The sequence below is a fragment of the Bradyrhizobium sp. AZCC 1693 genome (assembly GCF_036924745.1).
GTDB lineage: Bacteria > Pseudomonadota > Alphaproteobacteria > Rhizobiales > Xanthobacteraceae > Bradyrhizobium.
This window is the reverse complement of record NZ_JAZHSD010000001.1, coordinates 4,014,663-4,037,737: the sequence shown is the minus strand read 5'-3', so window position 1 is coordinate 4,037,737 and position 23,075 is coordinate 4,014,663. Positions and strand designations below refer to the sequence as shown.

Here is a 23,075-nt window from a genome sequence, read left to right as displayed (position 1 = left end):
TATCATCCGAAACGGTACAAAGTGTCGTTTGTGGGAAGCCTGAATCGGGCAGATATTAGCGGCAACAGATTAGCTACAGGAGCCGAAAATGTCCACTTACACCCATGAATCGATGATAAATCATCATGAACCGGGGCTTTTGGCCCAGATCGCCGAGACCCTCCACATCTGGCGGCAGCGCTATCAGTCGCGCCGCGAACTGGCGCAGTGGTCCGAGCGCGAACTCCACGACATCGGCATCTCCTGGAGCGATATCGCCTACGAGGCCGAAAAACCGTTCTGGCGGGCTTGAATGGCAGCCGGGCTGGCGTCGCCTCGTCAGGGGGACGCCGGCCGTATTTTTAAGCTCCGCGGGAGCGGCCCATGACCACGATGCGTCTCGACGATCTCAGGCAATATTCCGACGTGCTGCGTTCGCGGCATGGCCAGGCCGTGACCGTGCGCTTCGTCGAGCCGCGCGATGCCGAGGCGTTGCAAAACTACTTCCGCTCGCTGACGACGCGCTCCCGCTACAACCGCTTCCTCGGCGCAGCCAGCGAACTGCCGCCGTCCGAACTCGACCGCTTCATCCATGTCGGCGAGGCTGACCAGTTCAGCGTGGTCGCAACCATGCTGGTCGAGGGCTTTGAGACCATCGTGGGCGAAGCCCGCTACGCCTTCGAGAGCGACACCGCAAGCATCGAATTCGGCCTGTCGATCGACGACCGCTGGCAGGGCCACGGCATCGGCATGGCGCTGTTGAAAAATCTCGAATGCCGCGCGGCCTCGTTCGGCGCCACGCGCCTGTTCGGCGACACGTTGCGCTCCAACGACGCGATGATCGCGCTCGCCCGCAAGTCCGGCTACGCCTTCACCAACACCCCCGGCGACTGGAAGCTGACGCGCTTGCAGAAGCCAATTCATGTCGAACCGCAGGAAATCCCCTGCGCCAGTTGGCGGCTTGCCGCCGTCTCACCCAGCGCAATGTCCTCGCCTGCGGTCTGACCACTGAGCCCGGTTCTGGCCGCACCAGAACCGGGCTATTTTTCTCAATTGCCGGCGAACGTCTCAACTTCCCCTGAATACCGGCTTGCGCTTGTCGATGAAGGCCTGCACGGCCTCCCTGTGATCGGCGGTCAGCTGGGCCCGGATCATGCGCTCGGCCTCATGATCGCGCGCGGTGGCGAAATCGAACATCAAGGCTTCGTCCAGATTATCCTTCATGTAGCGGATCGCGATCGTCGGTCCTTCGGCGATCGACTTAGCGAGCGCGAAGGCCTCCGCGTGCAGCCTGTCGTCGGGGACCACGCGGTTCATCAAGCCGATCGCCTCGCACCTGGCCGCATCGACCCTGTCGCAAGTGAACATCAATTCCCGTGCCCGCGAAGTGCCGACCAACCGTGTCAGGAGCCAGGCGATGCCATAATCGCCGCTCAGACCCACCTTGAGGTAGCCGGTGGAAAGGAATGCCGATTGCGCGGCGATGCGGATGTCGCAGGCCATCGCCAGAGCGAGCCCGGCGCCGACCGCGGGGCCGGGTAGGGCGGCAATGGTCGGCTTGCGCACCGAGACCAGCGCGCCGGTCAGGAGACGCTGCCGCTCCTGCAGATCGGCGACCCGCTCGTCATGGGACATTGCGAGCTTCGTCTTGTCGCGATTCGCCCCCATGCCCTTGACGTTGCCGCCGGCGCAGAACGCCGTGCCGGCGCCGGTGAGCAGGAGCACGCCGACATCGGGATTCTCGCCACAGGCCTTGATCATGTTGCGCAAGGCCGGGGTCAGATTATCCGACATCGCGTTGCGGGCCTCGGGGCGGTTCAGCGTGATGATGGCGACGCGGTCGCGGATCACGCAAAGCAGTTCATCGGTGCCGGTATCGATTTTGGTTTCGGTGGTCATTTCGCTCCCCATGTTTTTGATCCGTCATTCCGGGGCGATGCGTTAGCATCGAACCCGGAATCTCGAGATTCTCAGGTGCGCAATTGCGCACCATAGTTCGCATCTTCGATGCGCCCCGGAATGACGGGCTTGTCTCAGAACTTCTCCACCCACGGCCGCAGTTCGACCTCCCAGGTCCAGGCGCTGCGCGGCTGCTGCAGCACGTTCCAGTAGCTCAATGCAATCGCGTCGGGATCGAGCATCGAATCCGGCCGGTCGGCCGGCTCGGTGCGTGCGGCGCTGCGGATGCCGCCGTCGATGACGAAATGGGCGACATGGATGCCTTGCGGCGACAATTCGCGCGCCATGCTTTGGGCAAGGCCGCGCAGCGCGAACTTGCCCATCGCGAACGGCGCCGATTGCGCATAGCCCTTCACGCTGGCGGAAGCGCCGGTGAACAGGATGGCGCCGTGCTTGTTCGGCAGCATACGGAGCGCTGCCTGCTGCGCCACCAGGAAGCCGCCGAAACCCGAAACCGCGATCGCCTGCGCGACATCCGCCGGCACCAGATCAGTAAAGGCGCCGCGCGCCCGTCCGCTGGCGTTGTAGACGACGAGGTCGGGCGTGCCGATCTCGCGCTCGACCATGCCGAACAGCCGCTCGACTTCCTCGGCCACGGTCGCGTTGCAGGCAAAGGCACGGGCGCCGGTCTCGGTGCAGAGTGCGCCGAGTTTTTCGATTTTGCGCGCGGCGAGCGCGACCTTGATGCCTTCGCGCGCAAACAGCCGCGCCAGCGATGCGCTCAATCCCTCGCCGGCGCCGACGATCAGGGCAATCTTGTATTTTGGCAATTCCATGGGCGCGGTCCTCCGATGATCGGGACTTGGTATCTAGGCGCGCAATCTCGCGAGGCAACCCGAGGGAGGCGAGGATAGGCTCGAGATCGCACCCGTCGGCTGCGTTTCGCAAAAATCCGTTGCAGCTGAATGTCCTTGCAGCGGAAACAGGAACGACATCCCGGCGCCGATGATGCGGTATCCGTCCGCCATGGGGCGGTCCTCCAATGATGCTTGTTGACGGCGCGTCCGCCTGCGTTATCGGTAGATGATCAATATTGGGCGAAACGGACAAGGGCTAAAAATGCATCCACTCATGCAGGACCGTGCATCAGCGTCAGCCAACCAGCCGGGATTGCTCGCGCCGGATACGACGGGGATGAATTTCTACCGGGCCGATCCGGCGCTGACCGATCTGCTGCGGCTGCATCTTCCCGAGGCGCTGTTCCGCCATATCGAGCCGCATCTCGATCGCCTCGGCGAACTGGCCGGAGGCTATCTCGACGAATGCGCGCGGCTCGCCGACCGGCATACGCCGGTGCTGCATCAGCGCGACAAGTTCGGGCGCGATACGCAATACATCGAATATCATCCCGCCTATCGTGAACTGGAAAAGGCCGCGTTCGGCGAGTTCGGCATTCACGCGATGTCGATCCGCAAGGGCATCATGGGCTGGCCGGACAAATACCCTGTTGTGGCCAAGCACGCCTTCACGTTCCTGTTCAATCAGACCGAGTTCGGCATGGGTTGCCCGATCAACGTCACTGACGGCTGCGCAAAACTGCTCAACAATTTCGGCAGCGAGGCGTTGAAAGCGAAGTATCTCGATGGGCTAACGCAAACCGACATGAGCAAGCTGACGCAGGGCGGCCAGTTCATGACCGAGAAGGAGGGCGGCTCCGACGTCGGCACGCTGACGACCACGGCCGTGCAGGAAGGCGACCACTGGCGGCTCTATGGCGAAAAGTGGTTCTGCTCCAATGCCGACGCCAAGGTGGTGATGCTGCTGGCGCGCCCGGAGGGGGCGGGGCCGGGTACGCGCGGCGTCGGACTGTTCCTGATGCCGCGATATCTCGACGACGGCTCGCAGAATCATTACCGGATCGTTCGCTTGAAGGACAAGCTCGGCACCCGCTCGATGGCCTCGGGCGAAATCAAGTTCGAGGGCGCGATTGCCTATGCCGTCGGCAAGCTCGACCGTGGTTTTGTGCAGATGGCCGAGATGGTCAATTCGTCGCGGCTCTCCAACGGCGTCAAGTCGACCGCGCTGATGCGGCGTGCGCACCATGATGCGATGACGGTGGCGCGAAACCGCGTGGTGTTCGGCAGCCGCATCATCGACCTGCCGCTGGCGCGGCGGCAATTGATGAAGATCATGCTGCCGACCGAGCAGGCGCTGTCGATGAGTTTTCTCACCGCCGACGCGCTCGATCGCGCCGAGGCCGGCAGCCAGGATGCGGCGGCGCTGCTGCGGATCCTGACGCCGACTTTGAAATTCCGCGCGACGCGCGATGCGCGCAAGGTCTGCGGCGACGCGTTGGAGATGCGGGGCGGCATCGGTTATATCGAGGAATTTGCCACAGCCCGGCTGCTGCGCGACGCCCATCTCGGTTCGATCTGGGAAGGTACCGGCAACATCGTCGCGATCGATGCGCTGACGCGCGCGGTCGGACGTCACGGCGCCGATGCGGCGCTGGCGGCGGACCTGCACGCCCGCCTCGACGACAGCGCCAATGTGCCGCAGGCTTGGCGCGATCGCCTGCGGGAGTTGACCGACCGCGCTATCGGTTTCGCACGCGAAGTGGCCAGCCGGAGTGACAATGAGGGCGATGCGCGGCGCGCCACCAGCCTGCTCTATCATGTCGCCAGTGCGGTCGCGCTGGCCTGGGAAGGTGGCCGCATCCACGAGATGCGCGGTGACGCGCGGCGATTGTTGTTGTCGCGCATGGTAGTCGACCACCGCATCTCGGCGGGCGATCCGTTCCGGCTTGCGGAAAATGCGACCCAGCGCGCCATCACGGATCATTTGCTTGGCGAGCGCAACGTCGGCATGGCCGAGGTTGGCGAATTGCTCGTCGCAGCGTAGGCTGCTGCCAGCCCTGGTTTAAAAAACATAATTATAGGGAGTACCCGATGAAGGCCGCCGTCCTGCATGAAGTCAACCAGCCGCTGGTGATCGAGGATGTCAGCGTGCCGAATCCCGGCCCGCGCGAAGTCCTGATCCGCACGCGCGTCGCCGGCCTTTGCCATTCCGACCTGCATTTCATGGAAGGGCTTTACCCGCATCCGCTGCCGGCCGTGCTCGGGCATGAATCCGCAGGCGTCGTCGAAAAGGTCGGCTCCGACGTCACCTACGTAAAACCCGGCGATCACGTCGTGACCTGCCTATCGGTGTTCTGCGGCACCTGCGACAACTGCACCACCGGCCGCACGGTACTCTGCACCGACACGACAGTAAAAATGCTGCCCGGCCAGTCCAACCGGCTTTCCTGGGCGCGTGAGGCGAAGCTCCATCAGTTCCTCAACCTCTCGTCCTTCGCCGAGCAGATGCTGGTGCACGAAAACGCCATCGTCAAAATCCGCAAAGACATGCCGCTGGAACTGGCGGCGCTGATCGGCTGCGGCGTCATCACCGGCTATGGCGCTGTCGTGAACACGGCCAAGGTTCAGGCCGGCGAAACGGTGGCGGTGATCGGCTGCGGCGGCGTCGGCATGGCGGCGATCAATGGGGCGGCGATCGCGGGCGCCGGCCGCATCATCGCGATCGATACCAACCCGGTGAAACTGCAGCTTGCCACCAAGCTTGGCGCCACCGACATCGTCGATCCCTCCAGGGGCGACGTGGTGCAGCAGGTGCGTGAACTCACCGGTGGCGGCGTGCATCACGCCTTCGAGGTGCTGGGCCGCAAGGAAACCGCCGAGCAGTCCTTTGCCATGCTGGCGGCCGGCGGCACCGCGACCATCGTCGGCATGATCCCGTTCGGCCAGAAGATCGAGCTGCACGGTTTCGACTTCCTGCGCGAGCGCCGCATTCAGGGCTCGTCGATGGGCTCCAACCATTTCCGCGTCGACATGCCCCGCCTCGTCGAATTCTACATGCGCGGCAAGCTGCATCTGGAAGACTGGATCTCGGCCAGGCTGAAACTGTCCGAGATCAACGAGGGCTTTGCCAACATGAAGGCCGGCAAGACGCTGCGCAGCGTCATCATGTTTGATGCGTGAGGCGTAGCGTCGGCGTACTGGTCTAGCATCCGTCGTCCCTGCGAACGCAGGGACCCATACGCCGCGGCCGATCGAAATGGCACAAGGGGAGACACCTTTTTCTCGTAACACCGATCAGTGGTTATGGGTCCCTGCGTTCGCAGGGACGACGCGAGACTGAGTCCTACCGCGACACGTGCGCCGACACCGCGAGCCACTTCCCGTTCTGCTTCGCCCAGCAATCGGTGTAGCGGCCATGGGCCTGCTGACCGTCCGGGGTCGTATAACTCGTAGCGGCGTGGATGATGGCGAAGTCGCCCAGCACGCGGATCCTCACGTCGTGTGCCGTTAGATTCTTGATCGTCACCGGCACCGCCGTCTGTTTCAGAAACGCCGCGCGGTCGACCAGCGACTTGTCGGGATTGGAGCAGTAGAAGTCGCCGGCAAGAATCTCGTCGAAACGCTTGACGTCGGAGTTTTGCACCGAGGCGACATAATCGCGGTTCAGCGCGGTCAGCTCTTCGATATCCCTGCTCATGATGTTCCCTTCCGTTGCTGCTTTCCCGCGTTGTGTGGCGCGGGATGGCGAAGCAATCCGCTTCATTCTGATGGGATTATGAATTGCTTCGCTTCGTACGCAATAACGTCGCAGGTAAGTTTTCGCCTCTCAATCGTCAAACATCGGCGGCGGCTTGAAGCCGCCGAACTCCCGCTCGATCAGTTCCGCCAGCCTCAGGGGCGTGCGATCCTCCAGCCAGGGGCCGACGATCTGCACACCGATCGGCAGTCCGTCCGGCGCAAAGCCGGTCGGGATCGCGGTCGCGGGCAGGCCGGGCAGGGTGGCAATGGCGGGCCAGGAGAGTTGGTCGGGATAGACGTAATCCTTGCCGTCGATCCTGATGCGGCGCTTTTCCTGGTCGTCCGAATGGTCGTGCGGATAGGCCGGCGTCGGCATGATCGGGCAGATCACCGTGTCGTACGTCCTGAACAATTCGCGCCATTGCGCGCGCAGACGGGAGCGTCCGCCGTCGGCCATCAACCAGTCGCGGTGGCCGAGCGCGATGCCGCGCAGGCGCTCGGCGGCGAGGCTGTTGTCCGCGGCCGGCAGCGCGGCCGCGGCGGCCTTCGCGCCGGCATAGGTTTCGGGTGCAAAGGAAGCCGCAAGGAACGACATCAGCATCCGCATGTAGAGCCGGCTTGATGCTGCGAAATCGGGTAGCAGCGGACTGGCGCGGTCGACCTTGACGCCGGCCCTGGTGAGATTTGCGGCAAGCGTTTCCAGCGTGCCGCGCACCACGCTGTCGGTCGGCATGACCGGATCGGTATCGATCAAAAGCACGTGGAAATTCTTCATCTCCATGTGACGCGCCGGCGGCAGCGTGAGGCTATACGCCCGGCCGGACTCGAGCGGATCGGGCCCCGCGATCACGTCGAGCAGCAGCGACAGATCGGCCGCGCCGCGCGCCATCGGTCCGATCACGCTGAGATCGCGCGTGGAGGGCAGCGGCGGCAGGGGCGGCGGCGTGTGGCCGCGCATGGCGACGAGGTCGAAGGTCGGCTTGTGCGCGTAGACGCCGCAGTGAAACGCCGGCACGCGCAACGAGCCGCCGATATCGGAGCCGAGCGACAGCGGTCCATAGCCCGCCGCGAGCGCCGCCGACGATCCGCCGGAGGAGCCGCCCGGCGTGCGGCCGAGATCAAAAGGGTTGTTGGTGGTGCCGTAGATCTCATTATAGCTCTGCCAGTCGCCGAGCCCGAGCGGCACATTGGTTTTGCCAAGGATGACCCCGCCGGCATCCTTGACCCGGGAGACCGGCAACGCGTCTTCCCTCGGCGTAAAATCCTTCTGCGCCGGAATCCCCCACGTCGTCGGCAAGCCCGCGACGTTGTAGGATTCCTTGACCGTCACGGGCAGGCCGAGCAGCGGCTTCTTCACGCCGCGCGCCAGTTCGGCGTCGGCGGCGCGGGCCGCCGCAAGTCCGCGCTCGAAATCGCGAACACAGATTGCGTTGATCTTCGCATCGTGCCGCTCGATCCGGACGATCGCGTCCTCGGCCAGTTCGACGGCTGAAACCTTTTTGGCAGCGAGGGCTGTCGACAATTCAACGGCGGTCTTGAAGCTCCATTGCGACTTGGCCAAGGCGTACTCCCGCTCTGCTATTCGATGCGGCGCGGATGATGCTCAGTTTGCGCCAACGCCGCAAGAGCAATGGCTGTACAGCGGCAGGACAGTCACGTTGCTACGCTCTTGGCGAAGGCGCCGTTTGCACGCTAGTCTCCTGATCAACAATAAATGAAAACAGCGCGGGAGGCTCCGATGAGATCGGCGTGGATTGCAGGCGCAGTGATTATCGTCACAATCGGCAGCGCGACGGCGATAGCCCGCGCCGTGGAAATCAGGTTGGCCGAGCAGTTCTCGATGGGCTACCTGCAATTCAACGTCATGAAGCGCGACCGGCTGATCGAGAAATACGCCACCCAGCGCGGCCTGAACGATTTCAAGGTTTCCTGGCAGCGCTTCAACGGTCCGGTGGCGATGAATGAAGCGCTGCTGTCGAATTCGACCGACATCGTCAGCGGCGGCGTGCCCGGCCTGATCACGCTGTGGGACAAGACGCAGGGCACCTCGTTCGAGGTCAAGGGAATCTGCGCGCTGAGCTCACAGCCGTTCCTGCTCAACACCGCCAATCCCGGCATCAAGTCCATCAAGGATTTCACCGAACGCGACCGCATCGCAGTCCCCTCGATCAAGGTGTCGGTGCAGGCGGTGCTGCTGCAGATGGCGGCAGCGGCGGCCTATGGCGAGGAAAACTACGCCAGGCTCGATCCGCTAACGGTGTCGATGTCGCCGCCGGATGCGACCATCGCGCTCCTGAGTGGCGCGGGCGGCGTCAGTTCGGCCTTCAGCGTGCCGCCGTTCCAGTTCCAGCAGCTGCAGCAGAACAACATCCACACCGTGCTGTCGTCATTCGACGTGCTCGGGCCGCACACCTTTACGGTGGCATGGACATCGGCACGGTTCCGCAAGGACAATCCCGAACTCTACGGCGCATTTCTCGACGCGGTTAAGGAGGCGACCGCGATCATCGCCGCCGATCCGAAGGGGACCGCGCAAAGCTGGATCAACGACAGCAATTCCAAGCTGCCGCTGGAGATGGTGATCAAGGTCGTGACGGCGGCCAATGTCGAGTGGACGATGACGCCCGCCGCCACGATGAAATTCGCAAAATTCATGCGCGCGGGTCGGCGCCATCAAGCACGAGCCGGCTTCGTGGAAGGACTTGTTCTTTCCGGAGATCGGCGGCCTGAACGGGAGTTGAGAACAGCGCCCTACGCCGCGCCGATCACTATCCCGACTGCGAGCACGATGGCCCCGCCCAGCACAATCTGAAACACCGCCTGCAGGAAGGGCGTGTCCATGTATCGCGCGCGGACGAAGGCGATTGCCCACAATTCGAAGAACACGATGATGCAGGCGATCGCCGTCGCGATCCAGAACGCGTTCGGCCAGGAGTCGGGAACGAGATAGGGCAGGGTGTGGCCGATGCCGCCGAGTGTCGTCATCAACCCGCAGGTCAGGCCGCGCAGCCAGGGCGAGCCGCGCCCGGTCAGCGAGCCGTCGTCGGATAGCGCTTCGGCAAATCCCATGCTGATGCCGGCGCCGATCGAGGCCGCCAGCCCGACCAGAAACGTCTGCCAGTTCTGATGCGTGGCAAAGGCGGCTGCGAACAATGGCGCCAGCGTCGAGACCGACCCGTCCATCAGCCCGGCGAGTCCCGGCTGCACATATTGCAGCACGAACATGCGCCGCCGCGTCTTGTCCTCTTCGGCGCGCACATCGGGGCTGAGGATCTCGCCGGTCAGCTTCACCGCGAGTTGCTCGTGGCCCTTCTCCTCCTCGGCGAGATCGCCGAGCAATCGCCGCACGCCGACATCCTCGGCCCGCTCTGCGGCCTTGATGTAGAATTGCTCGGCCTGGAGCTCCATCGTCTCGACCTCCCTGCGGATGGTGTCGAGCGACAAGTTCTTCGTCAGCCAGATCGGGCGCCTTCGCAAAAATCCCTTGACGTCCTCGCGTCGGATCGGCGGCAGATGCGCGCCGAACCGCTGCTCGTACATTTCCAGCAGTCGATGGCGATGGCCGCGTTCCTCTTCCGCCATCTCCTCGAAGATCTTGGCCGAGTCCGGATAACGCTCGGCGAGGTCTTCCGCGAAGCTCATATAGATGCGGCTGTCTTCCTCCTCGGAGGAGATCGCAACGGCCAGCACCTCGCGCTCGGTCAGATCGGCGAAATTCTTCACGGGGCGACACCTTTTCTTAGTTTAGAATCATTCTAATATTGGCTGTCGCTGCGGTCAATTGCCGGGCGTGGCCTGGTTCGCCCTCGTCTACGCGCTCGCCTTCGCCCCTCGCAGGAATTGCGCCAGCAACCAGCTCACCTCGTTAGCCTTCTCCTGCTGCACCCAGTGGCCTGCGCCATCGACGAGATGGCTGCCGATCATGTTGGTGCAGGCCTTCTGCATGGCCTCGTACACGCCAGGGCGTTGATAGGTGCCCCAGTCCTGCTTGCCCGAGATGAAAGCAGAGCGCACGTCGATGGTGCGGCCCGACCAGGTCTGCAGTTCCGGCAAAAACGCGCCCGAGGTGCCGCAGCGATACCACTGCAGGCCGCCCTGAAATCCGGTGCGGGCATATTCGGCGCTGTAGAAGGCAAGCTCGCTGTCGGGCAGCCACTTGTTGGCAGCGATCTCCGCCGCCGATGGCATTTCCTCCGCAACCGTTGCGGCCATGTCCTTGGCGAGGTCCATCACATAATAGGTCGGAAGTTTTGCGATTTCGCCCGCGGACCATGATTTGAGCGGATAGGGCTTGTTGTCTTTCCAGTCCGCGCTCTTGTGATGGTAGTAGGCGCGCAGGAAATCATGCACGCCCTGCGGCGCGTGGTGCATGTCGTCGTCCGCCTCGCGCGTCGAATAGTACCATTGGTAATGTTTGCGCGGCCGCGGCAGCGCCGCGAGCTCGCGATGAATGGGATCTTCTGCCGCTGATATGGCCGGGCCATCGATGGTGTTGAAGGGCAGTGACGGCGGGCCGCCGAACGGCGCGCTCATCATGACGACCGAGCGAAACACGTCGGGCCGGATCAGCGCACACCATGCGGCGACGGAACTGCCAAAGTCGTGGCCAATGACGGCGTCGACCCCGCGATAACCGAACGCCGCCACCAACCCAAGCGCATCGCGCACCAGATTGGTGAGCCGGAACGAGGCGAGATCGCCGTCGTAATCCGGGTCCCATCCGGTGGTGCGGCCATAGCCGCGCTGATCCGGCGCGATCACGTGATAGCCGGCTTCGGCGAGCACCGGCATCACCTTGCGCCAGGAATAGGCGAGTTCGGGAAAGCCGTGCAGCAGCAAGACGCATGGCCGGCCGCGCGTTTCGAAACCGGCTTCCAGCACGTGCATGCGCAGGCCGTTGATGTTGTCGACGTACCGGGAGCGGATGGAGGAGGGGAGCGGGATCTCGGGGAGGATGGGCATCGTTTGCGCCTCTCTTCCCCTCTCCCCTTGTGGGAGAGGGTGGATCTAATGAGCGTAAGCTCATTCGAGACGGGTGAGGGGTTGTTTCCGCGGAGACAGACCCCTCATCCGCCTTCCCTTCGGGATGGCACCTTCTCCCACAAGGGGAGAAGGGAAGGAAGCTATGTCTTCGAAATGCAGCTACCCCTTCGCAGCCGGCTTTGGCCAGTACTTGTCGCGCAGATGGCGCTTCACCAGTTTCCCGGTCGGCGTGCGCGGCAGCTCGGCCTCGAAGTCGATGCTCTTCGGGCATTTGATCGGGGACAGATGTTTGCGGCAGAACACGATCAGTTCGGCCTCGAGCTCCTTGCCGGCTTTTGCCATGTCGTGCGGCTGCACCACGGCCTTGACCTCTTCGCCCATCTCCTCGTTCGGCACCCCGAACACGGCGACGTCGGAGACGGCGGGATGGGTGATCAGGACGTCCTCGGTCTCCTGCGGGTAGATGTTCACGCCGCCCGAGATGATCATGTAGCTCTTGCGGTCGGTGAGATAGAGAAAACCTTCCGCGTCGAGATAGCCGACGTCGCCGAGCGTCGACCAGCCTTTTTCGTTGTAGGCCTTCTTCGTCTTCTCGGGATCGTTGTGATAGGCGAAGGCAGGCGCATCGGCGAAATAGACCGTGCCGATTTCGCCCACGGGACGCTCCTCGCCGTTCTCGTCCAAAATCTTCACCTTGCCGACCACGGCGCGGCCGACGGTGCCGCGGTGCGTCAGCCATTGCTGCGAGGTCGAGACGGTGACGCCGTTGCCCTCGGAGCCGGCGTAATACTCGATCAGGATCGGTCCCCACCACTCGATCATTTTTGCCTTCACGTCGACCGGGCAGGGCGCGGCGGCGTGAATGGCGCCTTTCAGCGAGGAGACGTCGTAGCGCGTGCGTACCTCGTCCGGCAGCTTCAGCATGCGCACGAACATGGTCGGCACCAGTTGCGACTGCGTGGCTTTGTATTTTTCGACCAGCTTCAGAAATTCCTCGGCGTCGAAATGCTCCATGATGATGGAGGTGCCGCCGAGCGTGATCGCCATCATGTTGAAGCGCAGGGGAGCGGCGTGATAGAGCGGCGCCGGCGACAGATAGATGCTGTCGGACGACATGCCGCACATATCGGCACAGAGAATTCTGAGAAACGCGTTCGGCACATCGATCGGATTGTTTTCGAATGCCTTCTTGATGCCCTTGGGGCGGCCGGTAGTGCCCGACGAGTACAGCATGTCGTAGCCTGCAACCTCGTCCGCGATCGGCGTGGTGGGTTGCGAGATTGCTTCCTTGTCCCAGGACCGGAAACCCGGCTGCAGTTCGTCGAGCATGAAAAACAGCGGCTCTCCCGGTTCGCCCCTGATCAGTCCCTGGAGTTTCTCGGCGCAGCGCGGCGTGGTGATGAAGACCTTGGCGCCACAGTCTTTTATGATGTAGGCGATCTCGTCCTGGGTCAGGTAGCGGCTGATCGCGGTGTAATAGAGCCCTGCGCGCTGCGCCGCCCAGCAGATCTCCATGAATGCCAGTCGGTTTTCCATCAGGAAGGCGATGTGGTCGCCGGCCTTGAGGCCGAGCGAACGAAGCAGATGTGCGCCCTGGTTCGAAAGCTCGTCAAGCTCGCGATAGGTGATCGCCTTGCCGGTCCCCGCCATCTGATAGGCGATCTTGCTCGGTGTGTTGCGGGCGTGGATGGACGGATGGGTCATGGGGGTTTCCTCGATATGAAAATGGCGAGCAGGAAGCGCACTCCCTGCTCGCCAGTCGCCAAACGCTTTTCTTGTTTTTAAAGCCGCTCGACGATCGTCACGTTGGCCATGCCGCCGCCTTCGCACATGGTCTGCAGGCCGTAACGCTTGTTGTTCTGCTTGAGCGCATTGACCAGCGTGGTCATCAGCTTGGTGCCGGAGCCGCCGAGCGGATGGCCGAGCGCGATCGCGCCGCCATTGATGTTGAGCCGTTCCGGATCGGCACCTGTCGTCTTCAGCCACGCCACCGGCACGGCGGCGAAGGCCTCGTTGACTTCGAACAGGTCGATGTCCTTGATCGACATCCCGGCCTTTTCCAGCGCCCGCTTGGTGGCGTGCAGCGGCGCATCCAGCATGATGACGGGATCGCCGCCCATCATGGTCATGTGATGGATCCGCGCCAACGGCTTCACGCCGAGCGACTTGAGGCCGCGGTCGTTGACCACCAGCACACCAGAAGCGCCGTCGCAGATCTGGCTGGCGCTGGCGGCGGTATGCTTGCCGTTCTCCGCGATCAGCTTGACGCCCTTGATGCCGTCGAGGCTGGCGTCGAAGCGGATGCCTTCGTCGATGTGGTGGGTATCGGTCGAGTTGTCGGCGCGGGTGATCTGCAGCGGAACGATCTCGTCCTTGAACTTGCCGGCTTGCGTCGCGGCAATCGCGCGCTGGTGGCTGTTGTAGGAGTATTCGTCGAGCTGGTCCTTGGAGAGCCCGTACTTTTCCGCCATCATTTCCGCGCCGGTGAACTGGCTGAACACGATGTTCGGATATTTCTGCTCGAGGCCCGGGCTCTTGTAGTGGCCAAAGCCGTTCTTGGCGGGGAGCTGCGAAGCCAGGCCCATCGGCACGCGCGTCATCGATTCCACGCCGGCGGCGATCACGATGTCCATACTGCCTGCCATCACCGCCTGCGCCGCGAAGTGCAGCGCCTGCTGCGACGAGCCGCACTGGCGGTCGACCGAGGTGGCGGGCACGCTCTCGGGAAGTTTTGAGGCCATCACCGCGTTGCGGGCGATGTTGTTGGATTGCTCGCCGGCCTGCATGACGCAGCCCATGATCACGTCCTCGATCTGGGCAGGATCGACGCCTGAGCGGTCGACCAGCGAATTCAGCACGGAAGCGGCGAGATCGGCCGGGTGCCAGCCTGCGAGACGTCCCCCCTTGCGGCCACCCGCGGTACGCGCGGCGGCGACGATATAGGCCTCGGCCATGTCTGTTCTCCCTGATTGTTTGTTGGTGGGTGTTGGAAAGTTGGGCCGGATTTAAGGGGCGGTTCGGGATTTAGTCAATCAATCAATTAACTCTTGAGTGCAGGCGCGGCATGCGCTTATGTGCGGCCCGGGTTTCCGGACCAGGCAGTGATGGCATCGCAGTTGAATACCAGCATACCGACCAGGCCTCACGGCGGTAAAAACAGCACCGCCGAGAAGCTGCTTGTCGCGGCGAGCGAACTGATGATCGAGCGTGCCTCGATCGAGGTGTCGCTGTCCGACATCGCGCAGAAGTCGGGCGTCAACGCTGCGCTGGTGAAATATCATTTCGGCAACAAGGACGGGCTGTTGCTGGCGCTGCTGGCGCGCGACGCCGCGACCGAGATGTCGCAACTCGAATATCTCATCAGCCAGCCGATCTCGCCGACCGCAAAACTCAAGCTGCATATCGGCGGCATCATCCGCGCCTATTATCAGTTCCCGTATATGAACCGGCTGATCCACTACCTGCTGCATGAAAGCAGCACGGAAGCGGCCGACGAGGTGTCGAAGTTTTTCGTGGCGCCGCTCCTGGAATTCCAGCGGCGGCTGCTCGCGGAGGGCATCAAGGCCGGCGAGTTTCGCAACATCGACCCGGTGATGTTCTACACCAGCCTGGTCGGCGCCTGCGATCACCTGTTCTTCGGCCGCCATGCGATGTCGCGGGCGACCGGTGTCGGCCCGGTCACCGACGAGGTCTGCCGCGAATACATCAAGCATATGGAAGCGCTGATCTGCGGCGGAATGTTGAATTGGAAAGAGGCAGGTGCTGTCGGATGACGATCACAGCCATTCAGTAATCTACGAATCCAGAAAAGAAACTCCCAAGGAAAGGTTGTTACCATGCAGTTGCAAGACGTTGCCGTTCTGATCACTGGCGGTGGCTCCGGCCTCGGCGCCGCGACCGCCCGTGCCATGGCCGCCAAGGGCGCCAAAATCGGCGTCATCGACCAGAACAAGGAAAACGCCGAAAAGGTCGCCACTGAGGTGAAGGGCGTTGCCCTCCACGCCGACGTCACCGACGAAGAGGCGATCAAGGCGGCGATTGCGAAAGCCGAAGCCGCGCACGGCATTGCGCGCGTCCTGATGAACTGCGCCGGCATCGGCGGATCGCAGCGCACCGTCGGCAAGGACGGCGTCTATCCGCTGGCCAAGTTCGTGCGCATCATCAACGTCAACCTGATCGGAACCTTCAACGTGCTGCGCCTGTTCGCCGAGCGCCTCGCTACCGCTCCGCCGATCGGCGAAGAGCGCGGCGTCGCCATCAACACCGCTTCCGTTGCGGCCTATGAAGGCCAGATCGGCCAGATCGCCTATTCGGCATCGAAGGGCGGCGTCGTCGGCCTCACGCTGCCGGCGGCCCGCGATCTTGCCAGCCTCAAGATCCGCGTCAACACCATCGCGCCCGGCCTGTTCCTGACGCCGCTCTTGATGGGCCTGAACGAAGAGGCCCGCAAGAGCCTCGGCGCCCAGGTGCCGCATCCGGCCCGCCTGGGCGACGCCTCGGAGTACGGCAACCTCGCGGTTCACATCGTCGAGAATCCGATGCTCAACGGCGAGACCATTCGTCTCGACGGCGCCATCCGCATGGCGCCGCGGTAAGGGACGCGCTCCGTCGTCGTCCCCGCCTAGTGCGCAATTGCGCACGGGGAGCGGGGACCCATACTCCGCGGCGTTTCTGTGAGGCAAGGTAGCCGACGCCGTGCGCAACAACAAAGGCCTGTGGTTATGGGTCCCGGCTCAAGGCCGGGACGACGATGGATGGGAGATCCGCGTGACTCAACCGCTGCTGATCGCACATCATGACGGAGTCGATTGGGTCACGCTCAATCGCCCGGACAACCTTAACGCGCTCGATCCCTCCCTGATCGATGCCCTCAACACCTACTTCGAAGGCCTGCAGCGCAATCGCTCGACCCGCGTCGTCGTGCTCAGGGGCGCCGGCGCGTCGTTCTGCGCTGGCCTAGACCTCAAGCACGCAATGAAGCGCCGCGCCGGGCAGCAGGAGCCGCCCGGCGTGACGGAATCGCTGGATTCGCAGCGTCGCATTGCCGACATCGTGATGCTGATGCGGCGCTGCCCGCAGCCGATCATCGCGCTGATCCAGGGCGCCGCGGCCGGCGGCGGATTTGCGCTGGCGCTCGCCGCCGATATTCGCATCGCTACCAAGTCCGCACGGATGAACTGCGCCTTCATCAAGCTCGGTCTCGGCGGCTGCGACATCGGCACGTCCTATTTCCTGCCGCGGCTGGTGGGCGTCTCCGTCGCGTCCGAACTGATCCTCACGGGCCGCTTCATCGGCGCAGAACGGGCGCTCGCGGTCGGCCTCGTCTCCGAGGTCGTCGAGGAAGGCGGGCTTGACGCGGCGGCTGAGCCTTATGTCGATGCGATGATGACGGCTTCGCCGGTGGGCTTAAGGCTGTCCAAAGAGTGCCTCAACATGAGCGTCGATGCCGGTTCGATCGAGGCCGTGATCGCGATGGAAGACCGCAATCAGGTGTTGTGCAGCCGCTCGGAAGAATTCAACGAAGGCATCAGGGCCTTTCTCGAAAAGCGAAAGCCTGTCTATATCAGGCGATGACGACAAGATCCGCAAAGGGCTGAATTCCGGGAGACGCAATATGAGTGGGAGTGCTGCCGCAGTGTTGACCAAGCCGGCCTTTCGCAAGATCGAATGGCTGGCGCGGGACATCGCGGTCGAGCGGCGTCCTGATGGCGTCATCATCCTGAAGTCGCGCATTCCGTTGCAGCCTTACGAGAAGCATATTCCGGCGTCGCTCGCGAAATGGGCGAAGCAGGCGCCAGAGCGCATCTGGCTGGCGCAACGCGGCGGCGCGGACCGGCAATGGCGCAAAGTCTCCTACGGTGAAGCCAGGCGCGTCGTCGACGGGCTGACGCAGGGCCTGCTCGACCTTGGCCTCGGCGAAGGCCGTCCCGTTGCGATCTTGTCCGGCAATTCGATCGAGCATGCGCTGATGACGCAGGCCGCGATGCAGGCGCGCTCTCCCGCAGCACCCGTGTCGCCGGCCTATTCGCTGATGAGCCAGGATCATCTCAAGCTCAAATACCTCTTCGACCTGATCAAGCCTGCGGTCGTGATGGTGCAGGACGGACCGACCTTCGAGAAGGCACTCAGGGCAATCGACCTGACCGGTGTTACCGTTGTGCATGTCGCGCGGCCCTGGGCGAGGGTATCAAGAGCGTGTCCTTTGCCGATCTCGCGGTCACGCCGGTGACGAGAGCGGTCGAGGAGTCGATTGCGAAGATCACGCCGAAGACCGTCGGCAAATTGTTGTTCACGTCGGGCTCGACCGGCATGCCGAAGGCCGTCATCAACACGCAGGAGATGATGTGCGCCAATGCGGCGATGATGATGCAGGTGCGGCCGCGCGACCCGAACGGTCCGCTCGCGACCGTGCTCGACTGGATGCCGTGGAATCACACTATGGGCGGCAATGCCGCGTTCCATCCGATCCTGGTCGATGGCGGCACGCTCTATATCGACGACGGCCGGCCGATGCCCGGCCGGTTCGAGGAGACGCTACGTAACCTGCACGAAATCTCGCCGACCTATTACGCCAACGTGCCGGCCGGCTATGCCGCACTCGCTGCTGCGATGGAGAAGGACGACGCGCTGTGCCGCAGCTTCTTCAGGAACCTGAGCATCATGGCCTATGGCGGCGCGCGGCTGCCGGACGATCTCTACGACCGCATGCAGGCGCTGGCGGTGAAGACCACCGGCGAGCGCATCGTGTTCTATACGGGTTGGGGCTCGACCGAAACCGCGCCGACGTCGACCGGCACCTATTGGGACACCGAGCGCGTCGGCCTGATCGGCCTGCCATTCCCCGGCGTCGAACTGAAGCTGGTGCCGCGCGGCTCGAAATACGAGCTGCGTCTGCGCGGCGTCAACGTCACGCCGGGCTATTTCGGCCAGCCCGATCTGACGAAGAAGATGTTCGACGAGGAAGGCTTTTATTGCATCGGCGATGCCGGCGTGTTCGTCGATGAAAACGATCCGCTGCAGGGCATCATTTTCGCCGGCCGCGTGGTCGAGGATTTCAAGCTCACGACCGGCACCTTCGTTCATGTCGGCTCGCTGCGCACCGATGCGATCGCCGCCGCCACGCCTGTGGTGCATGATGCGCTGGTGGCCGGGCAAGACAGGGAGTTCATCGGGCTTTTGGCCTGGCCCAATTTACATGCCTGCCGGCAGATAACAGGCAATCCCGAGGCGGCATTTGAAGATATCGTTCGGCATCCCGAGGTGATCGCCTGCCTGAAGCGCGGGCTGGAAGCGCACAACGCGTCCGCCACCGGCAGCAGCATGCGGATTGCGCGGGCCATGCTGATGGCCGAGCCGCCCTCGATCGACGGCAACGAACTCACCGACAAGGGCTACATCAACCAGCGCGCCGGCCTCGAACGCCGCGTTGCGCTGGTGGAGAAGCTCTACGCTGCAAAGCCCGGCGATGATGTGATTGTGCTGCAATGAAGCCACCAACCCACCAACGTCGTCCCCGCGAACGCGGGGACCCATACGCCGAGGCCTATCGATGTCAGGTTGGAGCCAATTCCGGATAAAGCACAAAGACCTGTGGTTATGGGTCCCCGCGCCCCGTGCGCAATTGCGCACTAGGCGGGGACGACGAACTAAAGAGATACACCTCACACAAAACCCGAGTAACACGCCATGAACTTCGATTTCTCCGACGACCAGAAACAGATGCGCGACGAAGCGAGGAAGTTTCTTGCCGAACAGTGTCCGCCGAAAGCCGTGCGCGAGGTGCTCGACGGCAAGGCGGCGTATGACAAGAAGCTGTGGAAGGGACTCGCCGAAATGGGCTTCCTCGGCGTCGCGATCCCGGAAGCGTTCGGCGGCGCGGGTGCGGGCCATCTCGAACTCTGCGTGATCGCGGAGGAAATGGGCCGCGCGAATGCGCCGGTGCCGTTTTCGTCGACCGTCTATCTCGCTGCCGAAGCGCTCCTGCTGGCAGGCTCCGACGCGCAGAAGCAGAAATGGCTGCCGAAGATCGCGAGCGGCGAGGCGATCGGCACGCTGGCGCTGTTCGAGGGTAAGGGCAATCCGTCGCCGAAGGCGATCAAGCTGCAGGCCTCCGGCGGCACGCTCAACGGCGTGAAGAAGCCGGTGCCGGATGGCGCGATCGCCAATTTCGCGGTCGTTGCCGCGCGCACCGGTTCTACGGGCCGCGATTCCGATATCTCACTGTTCCTGGTCGACCTGAAGGCCGGCGGCGTCGAAGCCAAGTCGCTGACCAATGTCGATCCGACCCGCGGCCAGGCCGAACTCACCTTCAAGAACGCCAAGGCCGAACCGCTCGGTGCCTCGGGTGAAGGCTGGAGCATTCTGACCCAGGTGCTCGACCGCGCCGCCGTGCTGCTGGCGTTCGAGCAGGTCGGCGGCTCCGATCGCGCGCTGGAAATGGGCCGCGACTATGCGCTGGACCGTATCGCCTTCGGCCGGCCGATCGGCTCGTTCCAGGCCGTGAAGCACATCCTCGCCGACATGTATGTTTCCGCAACGCTGGCGCGCTCGAACTGCTACTACGGCGCCTGGGCGCTCTCGACCAATGCATCGGAACTGCCGGAAGCCGCAGCTGCTGCGCGCATCAGCGCGACGCAGGCGTTCCAGCACTGCTCCAAGAACAACATCCAGGTTCACGGCGGCATGGGTTTTACCTGGGAGTTCGACTGCCACATGTACTACCGCCGCGCCAACGCGTCAGCGCTGACGCTCGGCAGCCTGTCCTATTGGGAAGATCAGTTGATCGACCGCATGCGCCAGCGCAATGCGGCTTGAGGCAACATCACCGTTGTCGTCCCCGCGAACGCGGGGACCCATACGCCGGGAAGTTTCGATTGGATGACGATGCAAGAGCCCGGGTTAGTTTTGTAGGCCGGTGGTTATGGGTCCCTGCGTTCGCAGGGACGACGGTAGAATTTGAAGGATCACGGTCATGAACTTCGACGACACCCCGCAGGAAGCCGCGTTCCGCGCTGAAGCCAAAGCGTGGATCTCCGCCAACGCGCCGAAACAATATGAGGAGGAACTTCGAAAGTCCTCGCTCGGCCGCACCGTGCTGAAGGGCGCCAACATCCTTGAAGTGGCAAAGGCCTGGCAGAAGAAGAAGGCCGACGCCGGCTGGGCCTGCCTGCATTGGCCCAAGGAATATGGTGGCCGCGGATCGTCGCCGATCGAGCGCGTGATCTGGCAGCAGGAGGAGGGGCCGTTCGGCAAACTTAGCGGCATGTTCATCATCGGCCACGGCATGTGCGGGCCGACCGTGATGGCGTTCGCCGGCGAGGAGCAGAAGCGAAAGTACCTGCCGCCGCTGGCCTCGGGTGAAAAGGTCTGGTGTCAGTTGTTCTCCGAACCCGCCGGCGGCTCCGACGTCGCAGGCTTGCGCACCCGCGCCGAGAAGAACGGCGACAACTGGATCATCAACGGCCAGAAAATCTGGACCTCGGGCGCGCACTACTCCGACTACGGCATCCTGCTGACGCGCACCGATCCGAACGTGCCGAAGCACAAGGGCCTCACCATGTTCTTCCTGGACATGAAGAGCCCGGGCGTCGAGGTCCGGCCGATCAAGCAGGCCAGCGGGCAGTCCGACTTCAACGAGGTCTACTTTACCGACGTGAAGATTCCGGATTCGCAGCGGCTGGGCGCCGTCAACGACGGCTGGAACGTCTCGCTGACCACGCTGATGAACGAGCGCATGTCGATCGGCGCCGGCGTTTCGACCGGCTTCCCGGAACTGTTCGACTTCTGCAACAGCCTGATGCTGGAAGACGGCCCCGCGATCGAGGACCACAGCGTCCGCTCCAGGCTTGCGAACTATGCGGTGAAGGCGAGCGGCCTCCGATACACCAGCATGCGCGCGATTTCGGCGCTGTCGAAGGGCGAGCGGCCGGGACCGGAGAATTCGATCGGCAAACTGGTCGCGGGATCGATGGTCCAGGAAGTCGCGATGTATGCGCTCGACCTGCAGGGCGCCGCCGGCGTGCTGAGCGGGCCTGAAGATGCCGAGGTCGCCGGAAAATTCCAGGCGATGCTGTTGCGCGCGCCCGGCACCCGCGTCGAGGGCGGCACCGACGAGATCATGCGCAACATCATTGCCGAGCGCGTGCTTGGCTTGCCGGGTGATATCCGGGTCGACAAGGACGTGCCGTTCAACAAGATCCCGACCAAGGGAAGAAATTGATCGTGTCCCGGACGCGGTGCAGCGTGCAACGCTGCTCCGCAGAGCCGGGACCCAGAGAAATGCGAAATTGAGAGACCCCGGAACAGCAGCGCATCACTTCGTGCTGCGCAGCATCCGGGGAACGCATCCGAGATAGGAGAAGCCGCCATGAACTTCGACGATACGCCGCAGGAAGCCGAATTCCGCGCTACCGCCCGCAAATGGATCGACGCCAACGCGCCGAAGCAATATGAGGCGGAGCTGTCAAAATCCTCGCTCGGCCGGATCCGGCTGGAGAAGGAAGAGATCGTCGACGTCGGCAAGGCCTGGCAGAAGAAGAAGGCCGAAGGCGGCTGGGCCTGCCTGCACTGGCCGAAGGAATATGGCGGCCGCGGCGCGACGCCGATCGAGAAGGTGATCTGGCAGCAGGAAGAGGGTGTCTATGGCAAGCTGACGCAGCCGTTCCAGATCGGCGAGGGCATGTGCGGCCCGACGGTGATGGCGTTCGGCAGCGAGGAGCACAAGCGCCACTATCTGCCGAAGCTTGCCTCCGGCGAACATATCTGGTGCCAGCTGTTCTCCGAGCCGGCCGGCGGCTCCGACGTCGCGGGGCTTCGCACGCGCGCGGAGAAGAAGGGCGACAACTGGATCGTCAACGGCCAGAAAATCTGGACCTCGGGCGCGCACTACTCTGACTACGGCCTTCTGATCACGCGCACCGATCCCAATGTGCCCAAGCACAAGGGCCTGACGATGTTCTTCCTCGACATGAAGAGCGGGGGCGTCGAGGTGCGGCCGATCAAGCAGGCCAACGGCATGCAGGAGTTCAACGAGGTCTATTTCACTGACGTGGTGATTCCCGATCACCAGCGTCTCGGCGCCGTCGGCGACGGCTGGAACGTCTCGCTGACGACACTGATGAACGAGCGCATGTCGATCGGCTCGCGGCTCGCGACAGGCTTTCCCGAAATGTTCGAGTTCTGCTCGAACCTGATGACGGATGACGGGCTCGCAATCGACGATCCCGCGACGCGCTCGAAGCTTGCGAGCTGGGCGGTGAAGGCGAGCGGGCTGAAATACACCAGCTACCGCGCGATCTCCTCGCTGTCGAAGGGCGAGCGGCCGGGCCCCGAGAATTCGATCGGCAAGCTGGTCTCGGGCTCGATGCTGCAGGATATCGCGACCTACGCGATGGATCTGCAGGGCGCGGCCGGCGCGCTCACCGGCACTGACGAGCAAGAGGCGAGCGGCCAGTTCCAGCAGATGCTGCTTTCGTCACCGTCGATGCGTATCGCCGGCGGTACCGACGAGATCCTGCGCAACATCATCGCCGAGCGCGTGCTGGGCCTGCCCGGCGATATCCGCGTCGACAAGGACGTGCCGTTCAACAAGATCCCGACCAAGGGACGATGATCTCTCGT

The 23,075-nt window shown here is 63.4% G+C and carries 19 protein-coding genes and 1 pseudogene; 12 read left to right on the top strand and 8 right to left on the bottom strand.

What is annotated here, in order from left to right; translation table 11 throughout:
• The first annotated feature begins 88 nt into the window (after nucleotides 1-88).
• Together V1293_RS19290 and V1293_RS19285 are read left to right on the top strand one after the other, a co-directional pair.
• The gene (locus tag V1293_RS19290; protein ID WP_334511429.1) at nucleotides 89-292 is read left to right on the top strand and encodes a DUF1127 domain-containing protein; all 204 of its coding nucleotides are present in this window, start codon (nucleotides 89-91) and stop codon (nucleotides 290-292) included.
• Nucleotides 293-363: 71 nt separating this feature from the next.
• The gene (locus V1293_RS19285) at nucleotides 364-984 is read left to right on the top strand and encodes a GNAT family N-acetyltransferase (RefSeq protein ID WP_334511428.1); all 621 of its coding nucleotides are present in this window, start codon (nucleotides 364-366) and stop codon (nucleotides 982-984) included.
• A gap of 63 nt (nucleotides 985-1,047) precedes the next feature.
• On the opposite strand, the gene V1293_RS19280 is transcribed toward V1293_RS19285, so the two are convergent.
• Together V1293_RS19280 and V1293_RS19275 are read right to left on the bottom strand one after the other, a co-directional pair.
• Nucleotides 1,048-1,878, bottom strand: a complete 831-nt coding sequence (locus V1293_RS19280) for an enoyl-CoA hydratase (RefSeq protein ID WP_334511427.1) — start codon at nucleotides 1,876-1,878, stop codon at nucleotides 1,048-1,050.
• A gap of 134 nt (nucleotides 1,879-2,012) precedes the next feature.
• Nucleotides 2,013-2,714, bottom strand: a complete 702-nt coding sequence (locus tag V1293_RS19275; protein ID WP_334511426.1) for an SDR family NAD(P)-dependent oxidoreductase — start codon at nucleotides 2,712-2,714, stop codon at nucleotides 2,013-2,015.
• 283 nt (nucleotides 2,715-2,997) lie between these two features.
• Between V1293_RS19275 and V1293_RS19270 the strand changes: the two genes are divergently transcribed.
• Nucleotides 2,998-4,779: an acyl-CoA dehydrogenase family protein gene (locus tag V1293_RS19270; RefSeq protein WP_334511425.1), complete on the top strand. Its 1,782-nt coding sequence runs from the start codon at nucleotides 2,998-3,000 to the stop codon at nucleotides 4,777-4,779.
• A gap of 47 nt (nucleotides 4,780-4,826) precedes the next feature.
• Complete coding sequence (locus V1293_RS19265; RefSeq protein ID WP_334511424.1) at nucleotides 4,827-5,915, top strand: Zn-dependent alcohol dehydrogenase; 1,089 nt, start codon at nucleotides 4,827-4,829, stop codon at nucleotides 5,913-5,915.
• Between the two features lie 163 nt (nucleotides 5,916-6,078).
• On the opposite strand, the gene V1293_RS19260 is transcribed toward V1293_RS19265, so the two are convergent.
• Entirely contained in the window at nucleotides 6,079-6,432 is a 354-nt protein-coding gene (locus tag V1293_RS19260) for a nuclear transport factor 2 family protein (RefSeq protein ID WP_334511423.1), read from the bottom strand.
• A gap of 129 nt (nucleotides 6,433-6,561) precedes the next feature.
• A complete protein-coding gene (locus V1293_RS19255) occupies nucleotides 6,562-8,034 on the bottom strand; it encodes an amidase (RefSeq protein WP_334511422.1) in 1,473 nt (490 codons plus the stop codon).
• A gap of 177 nt (nucleotides 8,035-8,211) precedes the next feature.
• Here V1293_RS19255 and V1293_RS19250 point away from each other — a divergent pair, with 177 nt between their 5' ends.
• The gene (locus V1293_RS19250) at nucleotides 8,212-9,285 is read left to right on the top strand and encodes an ABC transporter substrate-binding protein (protein WP_334511421.1); all 1,074 of its coding nucleotides are present in this window, start codon (nucleotides 8,212-8,214) and stop codon (nucleotides 9,283-9,285) included.
• Here V1293_RS19250 and mbfA read toward each other — a convergent pair.
• The 4 genes from mbfA to V1293_RS19230 form a co-directional block, all read right to left on the bottom strand.
• Nucleotides 9,225-10,196: an iron exporter MbfA gene (mbfA, locus tag V1293_RS19245; RefSeq protein ID WP_334511420.1), complete on the bottom strand. Its 972-nt coding sequence runs from the start codon at nucleotides 10,194-10,196 to the stop codon at nucleotides 9,225-9,227. The two genes, V1293_RS19250 and mbfA, sit on opposite strands and share 61 nt — an antisense overlap.
• An 87-nt stretch (nucleotides 10,197-10,283) precedes the next feature.
• Entirely contained in the window at nucleotides 10,284-11,435 is a 1,152-nt protein-coding gene (locus V1293_RS19240; RefSeq protein WP_334511419.1) for an alpha/beta fold hydrolase, read from the bottom strand.
• 180 nt (nucleotides 11,436-11,615) lie between these two features.
• Nucleotides 11,616-13,160 (bottom strand): acyl-CoA synthetase, encoded by a 1,545-nt coding sequence (locus V1293_RS19235; RefSeq protein ID WP_334511418.1) that lies wholly within the window; start codon nucleotides 13,158-13,160, stop codon nucleotides 11,616-11,618.
• Nucleotides 13,161-13,237: 77 nt separating this feature from the next.
• The gene (locus V1293_RS19230; RefSeq protein WP_334511417.1) at nucleotides 13,238-14,410 is read right to left on the bottom strand and encodes an acetyl-CoA C-acetyltransferase; all 1,173 of its coding nucleotides are present in this window, start codon (nucleotides 14,408-14,410) and stop codon (nucleotides 13,238-13,240) included.
• Nucleotides 14,411-14,560: 150 nt separating this feature from the next.
• Between V1293_RS19230 and V1293_RS19225 the strand changes: the two genes are divergently transcribed.
• The 7 genes and pseudogenes from V1293_RS19225 (at nucleotide 14,561) to V1293_RS19195 (ending at nucleotide 23,067) form a co-directional block, all read left to right on the top strand.
• Complete coding sequence (locus V1293_RS19225; RefSeq protein ID WP_334511416.1) at nucleotides 14,561-15,229, top strand: TetR family transcriptional regulator; 669 nt, start codon at nucleotides 14,561-14,563, stop codon at nucleotides 15,227-15,229.
• A 63-nt stretch (nucleotides 15,230-15,292) separates the two neighbouring features.
• Nucleotides 15,293-16,051: an SDR family NAD(P)-dependent oxidoreductase gene (locus V1293_RS19220; protein WP_334511415.1), complete on the top strand. Its 759-nt coding sequence runs from the start codon at nucleotides 15,293-15,295 to the stop codon at nucleotides 16,049-16,051.
• Nucleotides 16,052-16,223: 172 nt separating this feature from the next.
• Nucleotides 16,224-17,030, top strand: a complete 807-nt coding sequence (locus tag V1293_RS19215; RefSeq protein WP_334511414.1) for an enoyl-CoA hydratase/isomerase family protein — start codon at nucleotides 16,224-16,226, stop codon at nucleotides 17,028-17,030.
• Between the two features lie 40 nt (nucleotides 17,031-17,070).
• Nucleotides 17,071-18,944, top strand: a pseudogene (locus V1293_RS19210) (AMP-binding protein).
• A 198-nt stretch (nucleotides 18,945-19,142) separates the two neighbouring features.
• Entirely contained in the window at nucleotides 19,143-20,270 is a 1,128-nt protein-coding gene (locus V1293_RS19205) for an acyl-CoA dehydrogenase family protein (protein ID WP_334511413.1), read from the top strand.
• A 157-nt stretch (nucleotides 20,271-20,427) separates the two neighbouring features.
• The gene (locus tag V1293_RS19200; RefSeq protein WP_334511412.1) at nucleotides 20,428-21,675 is read left to right on the top strand and encodes an acyl-CoA dehydrogenase; all 1,248 of its coding nucleotides are present in this window, start codon (nucleotides 20,428-20,430) and stop codon (nucleotides 21,673-21,675) included.
• 147 nt (nucleotides 21,676-21,822) lie between these two features.
• Nucleotides 21,823-23,067, top strand: a complete 1,245-nt coding sequence (locus V1293_RS19195; RefSeq protein WP_334511411.1) for an acyl-CoA dehydrogenase — start codon at nucleotides 21,823-21,825, stop codon at nucleotides 23,065-23,067.
• Nucleotides 23,068-23,075: the final 8 nt, after the last annotated feature.

Excerpts from the sequence above, each read along its gene's own strand:
- V1293_RS19200 (WP_334511412.1), top strand. The coding sequence starts at position 20,428 with ATGAACTTCGACGACACCCCGCAGGAAGCCGCGTTCCGCGCTGAAGCC.
- V1293_RS19235 (WP_334511418.1), bottom strand. The coding sequence starts at position 13,160 with ATGACCCATCCGTCCATCCACGCCCGCAACACACCGAGCAAGATCGCC.
- V1293_RS19195 (WP_334511411.1), top strand. The coding sequence starts at position 21,823 with ATGAACTTCGACGATACGCCGCAGGAAGCCGAATTCCGCGCTACCGCC.
- V1293_RS19260 (WP_334511423.1), bottom strand. The coding sequence starts at position 6,432 with ATGAGCAGGGATATCGAAGAGCTGACCGCGCTGAACCGCGATTATGTC.
- V1293_RS19270 (WP_334511425.1), top strand. The coding sequence starts at position 2,998 with ATGCATCCACTCATGCAGGACCGTGCATCAGCGTCAGCCAACCAGCCG.
- V1293_RS19240 (WP_334511419.1), bottom strand. The coding sequence starts at position 11,435 with ATGCCCATCCTCCCCGAGATCCCGCTCCCCTCCTCCATCCGCTCCCGG.
- V1293_RS19225 (WP_334511416.1), top strand. The coding sequence starts at position 14,561 with ATGGCATCGCAGTTGAATACCAGCATACCGACCAGGCCTCACGGCGGT.
- V1293_RS19205 (WP_334511413.1), top strand. The coding sequence starts at position 19,143 with ATGAACTTCGATTTCTCCGACGACCAGAAACAGATGCGCGACGAAGCG.
- V1293_RS19265 (WP_334511424.1), top strand. The coding sequence starts at position 4,827 with ATGAAGGCCGCCGTCCTGCATGAAGTCAACCAGCCGCTGGTGATCGAG.
- V1293_RS19275 (WP_334511426.1), bottom strand. The coding sequence starts at position 2,714 with ATGGAATTGCCAAAATACAAGATTGCCCTGATCGTCGGCGCCGGCGAG.
- V1293_RS19220 (WP_334511415.1), top strand. The coding sequence starts at position 15,293 with ATGCAGTTGCAAGACGTTGCCGTTCTGATCACTGGCGGTGGCTCCGGC.
- V1293_RS19280 (WP_334511427.1), bottom strand. The coding sequence starts at position 1,878 with ATGACCACCGAAACCAAAATCGATACCGGCACCGATGAACTGCTTTGC.
- V1293_RS19285 (WP_334511428.1), top strand. The coding sequence starts at position 364 with ATGACCACGATGCGTCTCGACGATCTCAGGCAATATTCCGACGTGCTG.
- V1293_RS19290 (WP_334511429.1), top strand. The coding sequence starts at position 89 with ATGTCCACTTACACCCATGAATCGATGATAAATCATCATGAACCGGGG.
- V1293_RS19230 (WP_334511417.1), bottom strand. The coding sequence starts at position 14,410 with ATGGCCGAGGCCTATATCGTCGCCGCCGCGCGTACCGCGGGTGGCCGC.
- V1293_RS19250 (WP_334511421.1), top strand. The coding sequence starts at position 8,212 with ATGAGATCGGCGTGGATTGCAGGCGCAGTGATTATCGTCACAATCGGC.